The sequence below is a fragment of the Deltaproteobacteria bacterium genome (assembly GCA_019912665.1).
Lineage (GTDB): Bacteria > Desulfobacterota > GWC2-55-46 > GWC2-55-46 > GWC2-55-46 > UBA5799.
Map to the genome: position 1 here is coordinate 853,321 of JAIOIE010000018.1, position 14,949 is coordinate 868,269.

Consider the following 14,949-nt stretch of genomic DNA (forward strand, 5'->3'; position numbering starts at 1 on the left):
CAAGGAAACGTGTTTCGCAGGACGATGCGCGTCGCAAAGCACAATGCCGCGTCGGTATTCGTATTCAGCAAGTTGCTCGAGTATCTGTGCAGGGACGTGGAGTCATACGTTTTTGTCGCCAATTCCGGCCGGTGCGGCTCCGTAACGCTCAGTAAGATATTCGAGACAGTGGAGGGCGGAATAAGCCTGCATGAGCCGGCCCCGGTCATGTTCAACGATTACGCTTCCGGGACGGACAGAAAAAAGTATTTCCGCGACCTCTTCTACAAGAAAAAAAGGATATACGTAAACACGGCCGCCAAGGGGCACAGGTATTATTTCGAGACCAATCACCAGTTCGTAAAGAACTTCATCGACCCCGCGGTCGAGTACTACGGGGAGCGTATCCGCATACTTCACCTCGTAAGAGACCCTGTCAGCGTAGCCTCTTCCTTTTACCAGGTAAACACGATACCCGGCCAGTGGGAGGGCGGCGGCGTCCTGTACCTTATCGACCCGCGCGAGAGCGATAATATCATCAGCGCCGCCGACCTCCTGTACGGGTCTAAGGAGTTCAGCCACGACATATACAAATGCCTGTGGTACTGGTACGAGGTCGAGGCTCGAACAAAGGCCGCGAAGCTCCGGCACGGGGGTATTCCCTTCTACAGATTGAAAACCGAGGAGCTGAATGACCCCGGGGCGGTGCTAAAGATGTTCAAGGGGCTCGCTATTGAAGTAGACCCGGCCAGGCTTAATGCAGTGGTCGGCGTAAAGGCCAACACAAGGACGAGCGAAAAGGTGAAAAGGTTTGATAAAGCGGAATGCGCCGAAATGAATGAGAAGCTCCTTTTTCAGCTCGAGAAGCGGTATGGCAAAGACTTCTGGGCATAAGGCGGCAGCGAGGATGCGCGTCTCGGACGACCCGAGCAGGGAGAGACTTCTCCTTTATGACGAAATCGTCCGGGAAATCAGCTCTTTCGGGGGGGAGCTCCAGGGCTGGTTCGGAGATTACGCGAGACAGCAGCGGAATCGGATAGCCTGCGACCTTGACATAATCGGGCGTTTTCTGGCCAGGGACCAAAGAATACTCGAGCTGGGCTCGATGCCTTTCCTTACGACAATAGCCCTGCGCCGGCTCGGATACGACGTGCGAGGGGTTGATATCCACCCGGAAAGGTTCAAAAAGACGATCGAGGGCTCCGGCATAACCGTCGACGAATGCGATATCGAGCGAAAGGCCCTCCCTTACGAGGACCGGACCTTCGATTCCGTCCTTTTTTTCGAGATATTCGAGCACCTGAGGATAAACCCCGTTTTTACGCTCTCGGAGGCCTACAGGGTCCTAAAGCCCGGCGGATCGTTCCTCCTCACTACACCCAATCTCAAGTCCCTCGCGGGGATGTACGACCTGCTGGTCAGAGACAGGACCGGGGCGGACCCTTTCAAGGAATACGGGAAGCTTGAAGAGATCGGGCACATGGGGCACGTGCGGCTCTACACGGCCGCGGAGGTCGCTTCCCTGCTGGAAAATATCGGATTCAAGGTGAGCGGCGTCTTTTTCAGGGGCAGGTATAATTCGAAAATGATGCGCATGATAACCGGATTCGCCCCTTCCCTGAAACCCATGATAATGGTGAGCGCATCAAAGTAATGCAGATCGTCAGGAGATTAAAAGCGCTGTCCGAATTCCTCAGCAGCCATGATGGCAACCTGCAGAAAAAGACCGTCCGCTCAGGGGTCCTCGTCGGCTTCAACAGCGTAATCATAAACTCCCTTGGCTTCATTAGGACTATCATACTGGCACGCCTGCTGGCTCCCGAAGTCTTCGGTCTGATGAGCATTTGCCTGATAGTCGTAAAAGCGGCGGAGATATTCACCGAGACGGGCTTCGGAGCGGCGCTTATCCACCGCAAGGACCACTTCGAGGCATCAAGGGACACGGCATTTACAATGTCCATAATAAGGGGATGCGTACTGGCTATTTCCGTCTTTTTTCTGTCTCCCCTCATCGCGGCATATTACGACAACATCCTCCTCGAAGACCTCATCAAGGTAGCCGCCCTGATACTCTTTTTCCACGGGACGCAGAACATAAATATCATAGCTTTCCAGAAGGAGCTCGACTTCAGGAGGATAGCCGTACTCGAGCTGACCAGGGCTGCCTCCGCATTCCTCCTCCTGGTGGGACTTGCCTATTACCTCGGGAACATCTGGTCGCTCGTTATCGGATATGTCGCGGTGGCGGCGGTCGATTCCGTCCTGACTTACATCATTATACCCGGGCGGCCCAGGATAAGGTTCAAACTTTCGACAGCTCGGGAGCTCTTTGCATACGGCAAATATATAACCGGGCTTTCGATAGTCGTCTTCATTGCGGCCGAGCTGGACAATCTGGTGATAGGCAAGGTGCTCGGCATGGAGATGCTCGGATTCTATGTGATCGCGTTCACTCTCGCCAACCTGCCGACCACGCATATTTCCAAGGTGACGTCCAGGGTCATGTTCCCGTCCTACAGCAAGCTGCAGGACGACCCCCATGCGCTTCGCGAAGCATACCTCAAGGTGCTTAAGCTCGTCGCGAGCATATCGATCCCTGCCGGCGCGGGGCTGGCCGTGCTGTCCCTGGAAATAGTCAGCGTGCTCTACGGAGAAAGGTGGGCTTATTCAGCCGGGCCGCTCCGGATACTGTGCGTCTACGGCTGCATAATGGCGATCATGTCGCTGAACGGGTACATCTTCAACGCAATCGGGAAGCCTAACATCCCTTTTTATTTCAACGCGGCGCGGCTTGTTCTCATCGCTATCCTTATCTATCCCATGACCGCCTGGCTGGGGCTATACGGCGCTGCCATAGCCGTCACCCTTCCGCTTGCGCTTCAGTTCGCATCCATCACATTCGTTTTCGCCAGGACGCTCGGCCTTGAGGTCATGAGGATTGTAAAAATCCTGTCCTATGTCCTTTTTTCAACGCTCGTCATGATCTTGGTCCTGATGCTATACAGAAAAGTGGTCCATCATGCCGATATATATACCCTCGCCCTCGGAATCGCGATCGGTATCAGCACCTACGCCGCGCTGAACGCGAGGGACCTGAGGAGCATTTTCGCAAGGAGGATCCTCAATCACTGAGGATAGGAGAGGGCCGATGGAGAAGAGGACCATCCTATATGTCGAGGGCAGCTCCGACGGGACCGTGGGCGGTTCGCATTTCTGCCTGCTCGACATAGTGACGCGGCTGGACAGGACCGCCTACAACCCGGTCGTGGTATTTTACAACGATAACAGGCTAGTGCCTGAATTCCGCCAAGCCGGATGCAAAGTGATAATGCTCAAGAAGCGGCGCGCCTTGAATTTCCTCGCGAAGCATAATAAGGGCGCTCGAAATCCCCTTTCCGGTCTCGTATCCAGGCCCTTGCTGATAATCCAAAAAGCCCTCAATTACATGATAACCTTTATTTTGCCCGGGCTGTCGAGCTGGAAGGTTATCGTAAGAGAACGGGCCGACCTTGTTCACCTCAATAATACTCTTGTGCTTTCAGAGCATTGGATCCTGGCATCCCTCTTTACAAAGGCGAAAATCATCGCCCACGAGAGGGGCATCAACACATTCTTCCCCCCCCTGACCAAGTCCTGGGGAAGGTTTCTCGTCGCCATCATCTGCATATCCGGGGCGGTACTCGCAAATCTTAAGAAGCATGGCTTCCCGCCCTCTCAGCTGAGGATGATATACGACGGTCTTGACCCGGATGCATTCAGCGCCAGGGTAAACCGAGGCAGGCCGGACGTCCTGGCCGAATTCGGGATCAGCCAGGGTTCCCCGGTGATAGGGATAATCGGGAACATAAAGGAATGGAAGGGACAAAAGACCGTAATCCTCGCTATGAAGACAGTTCTCAAGAGGCATCCGGACGCCAAATGCCTCATCATAGGAGGTTTGTCCGACCGCGCGAGCGACAGCGCGTATTATGAAAGCCTGCTGGGGATCGTGCAGGAGGAGGGACTGGGCCAGAATGTGATATTTACGGGTCAGAGAAGCGATATCGCCTCCCTGGTAAATGCGCTCGACCTCGTCATCCACGCCTCCATAGAACCCGAGCCGTTTGGGAGGGTAAACCTCGAAGGCATGGCGCTTTCCAAGCCGGTAATATCCACCACGCTCGGCGCCGGACCTGAGATAATCGTGCACGGGGTGACCGGTTACACCGTGCCCCCGGGCGAGCCGGAGCCCCTGGCCCAATCCATATTATCCATCCTTGACTCCCCGGAACGAGCGGCCCGGATGGGCGAGGCCGGGAGGGAAAGGCTGATGGAAAAGTTCCATATTTCGGGAAACATCAGGGGAATAGAAACGGTCTATAAGGAAGTCCTGGCCTGAGCTCTCGTCGGCGATTGCGGCACCCCTTCGGATTTAAATAGATTCATGACCCTGGCTTTTATAGGATACCTCTCGATATTAAGCGTCGAGTACTTCGGGTTGGGCAATCACCTGCCTGTCTTGAAGCACCTGCATTATTCGCTTTTCGTTTCAGCAATGATTTTTGCATACCTCTTCATCAAAGGCGGGAACAAGGGGGTGCAGGACTTTTTTGAAAAGGGCCAGACCCGGCTCTTCCTCATCTTCATGACTTTAACCTTTTTCTCGGTCTTTTACGGCCTGGTAAGGCTGTACGGTTTCAATAACTTGAAGGCCCAGATCGGATATTTCATGCTCTTCGCATCCGGTTATTTCCTGGCCAAGGAACAGAAAAGGCTGGAAACACTGGCTTTATTCCTGCTTTCAATCCACCTTTGCCTCGTCCTGATAAACTTCAAAAACTTTTTTTCCGAGGCAAGGACAGAAAGCTTCAATGCCGGCTACTTCCTCGGAGACGGCAATGATTTCGGCTGGGGCCTCAACATAGTCCTCCCGTTCGCGGTCTATGCGCTGGTCAAGAACACCGGCATTATAAAGAAGGGGTTTTTCCTCCTGTGCTCGATTGCCATATCGGTCGGGATACTCGGGACCCTGTCAAGAGGGGCCACTCTCGCGTTCTCAATTTCCATCCTCTATTTCATACTGAAATCGAAAAACAGGGTTTTAGGCGTGGCCGCCTGCATATTTATCGCCGCGGGAATCTTTTTCTTCGCTCCTCCCAAGTATTTCGAAAGAATGGAAACAATCGTCCAGTATTCCTCCGACAGCTCCGCCATGGGCAGGATAGGCGCGTGGAAGGCGGCCATCGGCATGGCTACCGAGCACCCGCTGGGCGTAGGCGCCGGGAGTTTCAACTCGGCATATGGACGGTTCTACAGGCCTACCGACGCAATCTCCAACAGATGGATTTCCGCTCACAGCATCTACTTCGTCGTGCTGGGCGAATATGGTTTTCCGGGCCTTCTCCTGATCGTCTCTCTCATCATCATGAATATACGCCAGAACGGCAAATCAGCCTCGACACTCAAGGAGAATCAATCGCTCGGCATCGACTATTATTGGCCAGTATGCCTAAACATGAGTATAATAGCCTACTCGGTCGGCGGGTTCTTCCTGGGAGGGATCAACTACCCGCATATCTACATACTCTCGGCCTTGACTCTCGGCACGAGCCATCTCATAAATGCGAGGCTGGCATCGATGGAGTCCCCTCGATCCGTTATCAAGCCAGGGCGAGCCGGAATAAGGCCTTTCAAGGGCAGACAACCACGCAGGGAACCATCTTATCGCCGTGCCTGAGCTGAAATTTCACCCTGTCCGTCTCATCACTTGACGCCGCGAACGACATGAGCCTGAAAACGAAGATAATGAAAAAGGAAAACCTGTTCTACGCTTTTTTGAACGGGTCATATTATTTTATGAAGGGAGCGCGCATCCCGCTGCCTCTTTTCCTTTATAGGGCCATGTATGTCGCTTTGAGGACGTGCTCTGCCGCGTTCTGGTGGCTTGCAAAGGCTTTCTGGCTTGAGCCGGTTTTCCGCTCGCAATGCACGGAATGCGGCAGGAATCTCCAGATGGGGCGCTTTCTGCCCTATCTTCTCGGCAGCGGCATCATCCGGCTCGGCGACAGTAACCGCCTGAACGGGAAGATTAACATTTATTTCTCAAACAAGTATTTTGAAAAGCCCGAACTCAAAATCGGCAGCAATTGCTCGCTGGGGCATCTGCTGAACCTGAACATAGCCCAAAGCGTCACCATAGGCGATAACGTCAGGATCGGCAGCCTTGTCTCAATTACCGATTCGGACGGACACCCCGTCGACAAGGTCGCCCGCCGCACTCAGCCTTTTCCAAAAGAGGCGATAAGGCCTGTCACCATCGGAGATGACGTGTGGATCGGACGCTCGGTTACCATACTGAAAGGCGTGCGGATAGGCGATGGGGCGATAATCGGCGCAGGTTCGGTCGTTACCAGGGATATCCCGCCGGATTGCATCGCGGGCGGCAACCCTGCCAGGGAGATCAGGAGGATCAATCAATAGGCAGGCTGCATCGGGAGCTCGAATGGATAAACTGAAGAAAGAAAAAGGCAAGAGCGTAAAGACCTTCCTGTCAGGCAGGGAGATCCATGACCAATGGAAAGAGCACTTCAGAAATCGCGAAAACGAGCGCTTCTACGAGCTCGTCTTTGACCGGATCGCGGAAATCTTCCCTGAAGGGAAAGAGGTCCTGGATGCCGGCTGCGGCTCGTGCGCTCACACCGTCCGCCTGGCCAGGCGCGGCTTTTCGGTATGCGCGGTTGATTTTTCCAACGCGGCCCTCAAGATGGCGAGGAGGCACCTTGAGGGCATCGATGCAGGCCGGAATATCAAGCTCCGCCAGGAGGACCTGCTTTCGATGTCGTTCGAAGACGGCAGATTCGACTCGGCATTATGCTGGGGTGTGCTGATGCACATACCCGAGGTAGAAAAGGCAATTGCCGAGCTTTCGCGTGTGGTTAAAAAAGGCGGGCTCATCGTAATAAGCGAGGGCAACATGCATTCCCTGCAATCATTAGCCCTCAGGGGGCTTAAAAAACTCGTCAAAAAAGAACGCTGCGAAATCAGCAGGCAGAAAAGCGGTGTGGAACACTGGAGTTCAGGAGAGAAGGGGCAGATGCTTACGAGGCATGCCGATACCGAATGGCTCGTTTCGGAATTTAAAAGGAACGGATGCGTTTTGGAGGGCCGCTTCGCAGGCCAGTTTACAGAGCTCTACAACAGGTTCAAATCTAGGCCCGCGAGGCGGCTTATCCACGGCTTCAACAACGTGTGGTTCCGCCGGATCAAGACCCCTGGCCCGGCCTTCGGGAACATCTTCGTCTTCAGAAAGGACAAATAGGCTTCTCTCGCGTGAGGGAAGCAATTCCGCCGAGACTGATCCCTGAATAAATCGGCGGCATGGCAGTAGCGTGCAAAATCCGAAGCGTAAAATAAATCTCCTTATAGTCAATTCGTCACTTCATTACGGCGGCTCCGAGACGGTAATCGCGAACCTTTGCAGGCACCTTGACAGGGGGCTCTTCAACGTTTCCGCAAGCTTCCTGAAATTCAAGGGGAAGGTCGGAGAGGAGCTCGAGGACGCCGGATACGAGGTCATAGGCCCGGCGACCCAGAAGAGGTCCATTTCAAGGTACATGACCTTCTTTGACCTCCTTAGGACCATCCGCAGGAAGAATATCGACATAGTCCACAGCCACTGCACTCATTCCCTGATGGATTCCTCGATATGCAGGTCTTTATGCCAGGGCATAAAGACCGCGCATACTTTTCATTTCGGAAATTATCCGTTCTATAATAAAAGGTATATGCTTTTTGAAAAGCTCTTCAGCCGCGCATCAGACTCCCTGGTTGCGGTCGCAGACTTCCAGAAGGAGCGGCTGAAAGAGGCATACGGCCTTTCGGATGCGCGCATCAGGACCATATGGAACGGAGTTGCGCCGGTCCACCCCGACCGGATAGAGCTCCCCTTCCCTCCAGGCAGCCTTATAATCGGAAGCATAGGGAACCTTATTGAGCAAAAGGGTTATATCGAGCTCCTTCATGTCGCGCTGAACCTTAAGAAAGCCGGGGCAAAGGCGAAATTCGTCGTGATTGGCGGCGGGCCGAAGCACGAATCCCTCATTGCCAGAAGAGACCAGCTCGAACTCGGGGACACAGTCCACTTTCAGGGCTATCTTGAGAACGCCGCCTCGCGGGCGCTCCCGGCGTTCGATATATTTTTTATGCCTTCCAGGTGGGAGGCGATGCCTGTAGCGCTCCTCGAGGCGATGTGCGCCGGGAAGCCAATCGTAGCTACAGATGTAAGCGATAACCCGAGGATCGTCGAGCACGGCCGCACGGGCTTGCTGGTGAAAAAAGGCGACCCCCTGGGAATGCAACGCGCGCTTGAGACGCTCATAGGAAATCCGGAACTCCGGCTGAAGATGGGCACGGAGGCCAAAAAGGATTACGAGCGCCGGTTCACCGTCTCCAGGATGATACGCTCTTACGAGGAGCTGTATCTCTCGCTGATGGATTCTCAAAACATGGCTCGCGCGAGGAGTTGAACATGCCAGAGCCAGTTCGCACCGCAATCAGCTTCATAATCCCGGCCTTGAACGAGGAGAAAAATATCGGGAGGACTATCGACTCTATCGAGGCCTGTCTCAGTGCCGGCGGGGCGCTCAATACCATATCGGGCTACGAAATAGTCGTGGTCGACAACGGATCTACTGACCGGACCCGCGAGATATGCGCTGCGAAAGGGGTCAAATTCCTTTCCCATCCCGGGCTCACGGTCGGAGCGCTCAGGAATATGGGCGCGGAGACGGCATCCGGCGGGGTGCTGGTCTTTATCGATGCCGACGTGTCCCTGACACCACGCTGGTCATCACGACTTCCGGCCCTGATCGCGCTTTTGGACGAAAAACCGCTTACCATCACCGGTTTGCGAGCCAAGTCGGACGATTCGGTCTCTTATTCTATAAAGCAGTGGTTTTCAATCGGGAAAAACGCGGCCCAGGAGAACTATATAAATAGCGGCCATATGGTCGTCAGAAAGGACGTATTCACGTCGCTGGGGGGGTTCAATCGGGCCCTCGTCTCTGGCGAGGATTCCGAGCTTTGCCAGAGGGCCTCGGATTCGGGAATTTCGATAACCCCTCTAGACGGCCTTGATGCAATCCATAACGAGGCGCCGGCAGGCCTGCTTGAGTTCTTCAAAAGGGAGCGCTGGCATGGGTACGGAGATTACCAGAGCTTCAGCAGTTTCAGAAGATCCAAGCCGGCGATGACGGCGGCCCTGAACGTGCTCGCGTTTTTTTTCCTCTCGACAATTTCCCTCTTCTACATGGAACCGGCTGCGGTCTTTTTCTATCTTTTCATACTAATCGGCCTCTCCGCAATATCAGGGCTTCACAGGAACAAATTCCGAGTGGACTATAAATTCCCGGTCTTCATATACATGTACATGATCTACATAACCGCGCGAAGCTTTTCGCTATTTGATTTCGTCCTCGGGCTGAACCCAAGGCGATGGAGATGACCGAGCGGACCGGAGATGGCTAAGCACATCCTGCATCTGATAGACACCAGCACGCTCTCCGGCCCGGGGAAGACCATTTACAACTCATGCCGGTTTGAGGACGGGTCCAGGTATGTCAAATCCGTCGCCGTTTTCAGGAACAGCGCGGAAAATGATTACGTCTCTTTTTTGAGGAAATCTGGGATAAATACGATAGAGCTGGCCGAAAACAGGGCGAACCTCCCGAAGGTCTTGACCTATGCACCCGTTGCGCTTGAGTTAAGGAGAATCATCAGGCGAAATAAAGTCGACCTCCTCCACGCCCACGGCTACAAGGCCGACATATTGGGTTTCATGGCAAGCCGTTTGAGCGGCGTAAAAGCAGTGACGACCCTCCACGGCTACATTGAGAACACCAGGAGCGCCGCCGTTTACAACCGTCTTTCCGTGAAGGCGGCGAAAAGAATGGACGCCGTTATAGCCGTATCCTGGGCCATGCGGGACCGGCTGCTTAAAAAAGGCGTGCCTGGCTCAAAGATAAGCGTGATCCATAACGCGATAGTCTCGGGAGATTATCCCAGGCTTCCCAAATCGGAAAAGATCATAGAGGAAAAGGGCATTGCGGGAACGTTCCCTGTCATAGGCTCCATAGGCCGCATAAGCCCGGAGAAAGGCCAGCGCGTCCTCTGCGAGGCGTTCAGGAAGATAATCACCGTTTTTCCGAACGCCCGCCTGCTCCTCATAGGCGACGGTCCTGATGCCGAGCGCCTGAGGAGCGAATTCACGGACCTGAACGGCAGGCTCGTTATCACCGGCCATGTCAGGAATATAAAGGAATACATTAGCGTACTGGACCTGCATGTGCTTGCAAGCTATACCGAGGGGCTCCCGAACGTGATACTTGAGACCTCGTGCATGGGCAAGGCGAATGTGGCCACCGACGTAGGCGGGACCTCCGAATGCCTCATCGACGGCGAAACTGGCATCCTTGTCAGGCCGGGAGACAGCAGCGCGCTCTCGGAGGCGGTCATCAGGGTACTCAAGGACCCTCACATGCGCTCGGAATTCGAAAAGAACGCCTTTGAGTTCATCCGAAAGGAATTTGATTTCACAAGGCGAGTGGAAAAGATGCATTCTCTTTACGACCGGGTCTTCTCGGCGGCGTCATGATTGAGCTTGCCGCGGCACGGCGGCCCGGAAACGGTTCAGTTGCCTGAGAGTATCAGTCGAAGGTTGACGGGGCTTGACGGGCGTTTTTCCCCGACATAGCTTGTGCTCATGACGATGTCGTCGTAATACATCGCCTGTTCCTGGGGGGCGCCTGAGTTGAGGTAATGCGAAAGCATTATGAAGTTTATCCCGAATGCCGCATTGGTGCCGAAATCCCCTTCCCTCGGAACCCTGTAGAGGACCTGGTCGTAATAGGATATTTTCTGGCCGTCTATCCACATCTCGAAGACTCCAGTGGACTGCGACCCGCCGTTCAAGCTGATATGAATTTCTATGGTGTACCACCTTCCGGCCTCTATCGTATAGCGGTTGTACGCGGAGTACCCCGAGATATTGGGGGAGAGGGGAAACCACTGCCCGGTTTCCGCCTTCTTATTATTGCCTTCTACGTTGAAATACCCGGAACTACCCGAGTTCCCTGCGTGCAGGGTGATATAATTGGCCACCCAGGGATTACAACAGACGTTCTCATGCCTCGTGTCGTCCTGAGTCCCTATTATGACTATCTTGTTGTTCCCCGCGCTGAAGTCGTACCCGGGGCTGTACCTGAGCTTGAATTGTATATAGATATCCTGATAGCTGCTGTTGTCGGAATCAAGGGACTCGGGGCTGTCGCCGAAGAGCATGGTCGCGTACGACCCGTTCTGCCCGGCCTCGAACCTGTGCATGAGCGCATAGCTGCCGCTTGCTTTCTCGACGCCCTGGATGGAGTAGCTCGGGTTCCCGTAGATGCTGCCGTAGCTGCTCCCTGAAAAGCCGGGCACGCTTTCTCCCGACTCGAAGCCCTCGAAATGAAATGCCGCGCCGTTAGCGTGCGTGCAGAAGGCAAGGATGATTAGACAGGTTAAAAGCGCGGACGTTTTCATTGCACTCTTCTGATGTTACTGGGCGGGGAAGGCACACCAATAGGGCCGATGTAGTGGTCTGCTATCACGATCTCGTCGAACTGCATGTACATGTCATTCTGGGCCGTTCCGTTCCTGTACCCGAATGTGATATAGCTTATCTCCGCGTTCCCCGCGTTGAACGGATTGAGGTCAAGCACCAGGGTTCCGTTATGCCAAACCTGCACCCTGCCGTTCGACGGAGACGAGAGGTTCCTGTAGCTCCTCAGCTCTATGCAGTGCCATCTATCGTCATTTCGTATATCCACGCCCGTGTCATGCCATTGGTCGAGAGTGTAGATGAGGGCTTTCATCCGGGCGACGCTCTCGCTCACTGAATTCAAATTGAGGAACATCCTCCCCCCGGCGTTGTAGTCCTCCGCATCAACCTCGAGTATCAGGGACTTGTAATAGGGATTATCCGACGGCGGCGCGAATTTCCAAGAGGGCTCGAATTTGACATAGTACCTGATGTAAATGTTATTTTGGGACGGCATCGTCGACAGGTCGACATTGAACCCGCAATACTGCTGTGACGAGCCCTGCGGTATCATGCACCGGAAGGCGTAATTACCGCCCCCCGAAAGATTCGAGTCTACAATGGAGTTCCTCGACGGATTATGCTCGTAGTCGACCTGCGAAGTGTCGCCGGTTTCGAAATCGATCACGTACTCGAATGCCGCCGTTTCATCCGGCCATGCCGATGCTAAAAATAGTAACAGTGCAGAGAAGATGAGGGCTTTGATCTTCAAACTCGTGCCTCCTTGGGCCGGTTCGGCTCTTCCGCCGAATGGATTTCAATACGCCCGGCGGCCTCTATTCGGCCGCGATGACCAATTCATCGGAAAAATTGCTCTCAAGTCCGTCCGTATCGTACACCGTAACTGCGACATATATATCGCAGTCCGAGGGGACATCCTCGATAGTCAGGCTGGTCGCCCCCCCTACGTCGATGATGGTATCGTAATTTCCGGATTCCGCGCCGTAATGGACCCTGTATCCGCCTATTTCCCCGCTGCTCAAGGCTGTCCCGTTTTGACGGGTATCCGGCGGGTCCCAGGCGACTTCAACGGACCTGAACGGCTCTTCTCCGCTGGCGGCCGACCCGCCGCTTCCGCCGCCCCCGCACCCCCAAATAAGGAGGAGCAGAAACAGGAGCGGACAGGCTTTTTTTATGAATTGAACGGTCCTCATGCAGTCACCTTTTACCCTCTTATAGCATTTTTGCGTTGCTTATTCAGTAATTTTTGTCACCTGGGATTATCCCTGAGGTTCGATTGAAAACATGACAACCCTGCCGTTCGCATTAAATGTCCTTAGCGCAGCCATGTGCGCCGGGCTGGGCCTCTTCACCCTTTTAAGGAACCCGCGCCACCTGGTCAACATAGGGTTCGCTTCGGGAATGGCCTGCCTGGCCGTCATAGAGGCCGGGAGCGCTCTCGCGCTCCTAGCCCCGGGGCGGGGCTGGCATACCGGCATGCGGCTTAACCTCACGGGGCAGGCCATGCTCCCGGCAGCCTGGATGCTTTTTTCATTGGTATTCGCCAGGGCCAACCACAGGGAAATCCTCTCGAAATGGATATCGGCTCTTATTCTGTTTACTTTAGTATCAGCAGCCTTTGCCTATCTTGCAGGCTCTCCAAGTTTCATAGAGTATATCCCGCCTGAGCCCGACCGCGCACCCGCCCTTTTCTCCGCTCCATTGTACGCGCTAGGGCCCGTCGGCAAGTACTTCTACATATTCGTGCTCCTCGGCCTTGTGCTTAATCTCGTGCACCTTGAGAACACCCTCAAGTCCTCGTCCGGACAGAAGAGATGGCAGATAAAATACATAATATTCGGCGTCGGAGGGGTGCTGGCCTATTACGTGTTCCTTTCTAGCCAGGCGCTCCTTTTTTCGGCCATAAACGCGGAAATGCTGGTCCTGGCCTCGGTCATCACCATCATAACCGTTTCCATGACCGCGGTCTTCATAGTGAGGCACAGGCTTCTCGAGGTCGACATATTCGTATCGAGGTACGTGGTATACGGCTCATTCACCGTCCTCCTCGCAGGCCTGTACCTCATAGGCATTGGGGTCGTAATAAGGGGTATACGCCACCTGGATATTCCGCTCGGCTTTTTCTTCACCGCGCTCTTCGTCTTCGTGTCACTCCTCTTCCTTGCGCTTCTCCTTTTCACTTCCTTTTTGAGGAGGAAGGTCCAGCTCTTCATAAACAGGCACTTCTACAGCCACAAGTACGAGTTCCGGGATAAGTGGATGGAGACGATAGAAAAAATGAGCTCTAAAAGGAGCATCGGCGAGATAACGTCCACTCTTATCGAACTCATATCGGAGACGACCGGCGCCCGGGGCGTGCGTATCTGGCTTCTCGACCCGGTCAGCGGAAGATATGTGAATACCGCGTCAGGCCAGGATAAGGGCCCGGGGCAGATCGGGAATGACCACCCCCTCTCAATGCGCATAAAAACCGATAAAGACCCCTTCTTTTTATCCGAAATACCTGATATGAGCGCGAGCCTCCCTGCCTGGCCCGACGCGGTCCTCTGCGCGCCGCTTGTGGCGGATGATGACCCCGTTGGATTCGCCCTCCTGGGGAGCGATATCTCCGGTGAAAAATACAGGCAGGACGATTTCGACATATTGAAGGCCATGACCACGCAGGCGGCCGTCCAGATAAAGAACATGCGGCTAGACCAGGACGTCATGAGCCTGAAGGCGATGGAGGGGTTCAGCAAGGCGTCGGCCTTCATAATGCATGACCTTAAAAACCTTACGAATACCCTTTCCCTGGTCAGCCAGAACGCCAGGCACAACATGAACGATCCTTCATTCCAGAAGGACGCGATAAACACCATAGACGCCACGGTCGGCAGGATGAAAACCGTCATAGAAAGGCTTTCAGCCTCCAACGAAGGACTGGTCATAAGGCCGAGGGATACGGATCTGCGGACGATCGTAAACGGCGCACTGGGGAAGCTCGCCTTCACGGAGAAGAAGGATGTCAGGGTGAGCATCAGCCTGGAGAAAGCGCCGATTGTGACGATTGACCCGGAAGTAATGGAAATGGTATTCCTGAACCTCCTTACGAACGCGTTTGACTCGATAGACGGCAGAGGCGAGGTCTCGGTGAATTCCGAGCCCGTAAAGGGCGGCGTCCTCGTAACGGTCTCTGATACAGGGAGCGGCATGCGGCCGGAGTTCGTAAGGGAATCGCTCTTCAGGCCGTTCATGACAACGAAAAGGAACGGGTTCGGAATAGGCCTGTACCAGTGCAAGAACATAATCGAGGCCCACGGCGGTACTGTCGACGTTGAGAGCTCGCCCGGAGCGGGTACCGCATTCAGGATACTCTTCCCGGGCGGAACTGAAGCGCGGACGCCGGCCTGAGGCTT

At 54.4% G+C, this 14,949-nt stretch carries 14 protein-coding genes; 11 read left to right on the top strand and 3 right to left on the bottom strand.

The genetic code is table 11. The annotated features are described in order from the left end of the window. Window positions 1–24 precede the first annotated feature (24 nt). From K8I01_08520 to K8I01_08565, 10 genes are all read left to right on the top strand, one after another. On the top strand, window positions 25–873 hold the full coding sequence (locus tag K8I01_08520; GenBank protein ID MBZ0220457.1) for a hypothetical protein: 849 nt from the start codon (window positions 25–27) through the stop codon (window positions 871–873). Next, window positions 851–1,633, top strand: a complete 783-nt coding sequence (locus tag K8I01_08525) for a class I SAM-dependent methyltransferase (GenBank protein MBZ0220458.1) — start codon at window positions 851–853, stop codon at window positions 1,631–1,633. The genes K8I01_08520 and K8I01_08525 overlap by 23 nt, the downstream gene beginning before the upstream one ends. Continuing rightward, window positions 1,633–3,111, top strand: coding sequence for a lipopolysaccharide biosynthesis protein (locus tag K8I01_08530; protein ID MBZ0220459.1), 1,479 nt, complete (start codon window positions 1,633–1,635; stop codon window positions 3,109–3,111). The genes K8I01_08525 and K8I01_08530 overlap by 1 nt, the downstream gene beginning before the upstream one ends. A gap of 16 nt (window positions 3,112–3,127) precedes the next feature. Next, complete coding sequence (locus tag K8I01_08535) at window positions 3,128–4,357, top strand: glycosyltransferase family 4 protein (protein MBZ0220460.1); 1,230 nt, start codon at window positions 3,128–3,130, stop codon at window positions 4,355–4,357. A 45-nt stretch (window positions 4,358–4,402) separates the two neighbouring features. Beyond that, window positions 4,403–5,695, top strand: coding sequence for an O-antigen ligase family protein (locus tag K8I01_08540; protein MBZ0220461.1), 1,293 nt, complete (start codon window positions 4,403–4,405; stop codon window positions 5,693–5,695). A gap of 68 nt (window positions 5,696–5,763) precedes the next feature. Continuing rightward, the gene (locus tag K8I01_08545) at window positions 5,764–6,438 is read left to right on the top strand and encodes an acyltransferase (protein MBZ0220462.1); all 675 of its coding nucleotides are present in this window, start codon (window positions 5,764–5,766) and stop codon (window positions 6,436–6,438) included. A 22-nt stretch (window positions 6,439–6,460) separates the two neighbouring features. Next, the gene (locus tag K8I01_08550) at window positions 6,461–7,276 is read left to right on the top strand and encodes a methyltransferase domain-containing protein (GenBank protein MBZ0220463.1); all 816 of its coding nucleotides are present in this window, start codon (window positions 6,461–6,463) and stop codon (window positions 7,274–7,276) included. Between the two features lie 70 nt (window positions 7,277–7,346). Beyond that, the gene (locus K8I01_08555) at window positions 7,347–8,483 is read left to right on the top strand and encodes a glycosyltransferase (protein ID MBZ0220464.1); all 1,137 of its coding nucleotides are present in this window, start codon (window positions 7,347–7,349) and stop codon (window positions 8,481–8,483) included. Between the two features lie 2 nt (window positions 8,484–8,485). Continuing rightward, a complete protein-coding gene (locus tag K8I01_08560; protein ID MBZ0220465.1) occupies window positions 8,486–9,460 on the top strand; it encodes a glycosyltransferase in 975 nt (324 codons plus the stop codon). A gap of 15 nt (window positions 9,461–9,475) precedes the next feature. Continuing rightward, window positions 9,476–10,609, top strand: coding sequence for a glycosyltransferase (locus tag K8I01_08565; protein MBZ0220466.1), 1,134 nt, complete (start codon window positions 9,476–9,478; stop codon window positions 10,607–10,609). 35 nt (window positions 10,610–10,644) lie between these two features. Here K8I01_08565 and K8I01_08570 read toward each other — a convergent pair whose 3' ends face one another. The 3 genes from K8I01_08570 to K8I01_08580 form a co-directional block, all read right to left on the bottom strand. Next, window positions 10,645–11,535, bottom strand: coding sequence for a polysaccharide lyase (locus K8I01_08570; protein ID MBZ0220467.1), 891 nt, complete (start codon window positions 11,533–11,535; stop codon window positions 10,645–10,647). Further along, window positions 11,532–12,305: a polysaccharide lyase gene (locus tag K8I01_08575; protein MBZ0220468.1), complete on the bottom strand. Its 774-nt coding sequence runs from the start codon at window positions 12,303–12,305 to the stop codon at window positions 11,532–11,534. Before K8I01_08575 ends, K8I01_08570 begins: the two co-directional genes overlap by 4 nt. 64 nt (window positions 12,306–12,369) lie before the next feature. Then, window positions 12,370–12,747 (bottom strand): fibronectin type III domain-containing protein, encoded by a 378-nt coding sequence (locus tag K8I01_08580; protein MBZ0220469.1) that lies wholly within the window; start codon window positions 12,745–12,747, stop codon window positions 12,370–12,372. Window positions 12,748–12,838: 91 nt separating this feature from the next. Here K8I01_08580 and prsK point away from each other — a divergent pair, with 91 nt between their 5' ends. Next, on the top strand, window positions 12,839–14,944 hold the full coding sequence (prsK, locus tag K8I01_08585; protein MBZ0220470.1) for a PEP-CTERM system histidine kinase PrsK: 2,106 nt from the start codon (window positions 12,839–12,841) through the stop codon (window positions 14,942–14,944). Window positions 14,945–14,949: the final 5 nt, after the last annotated feature.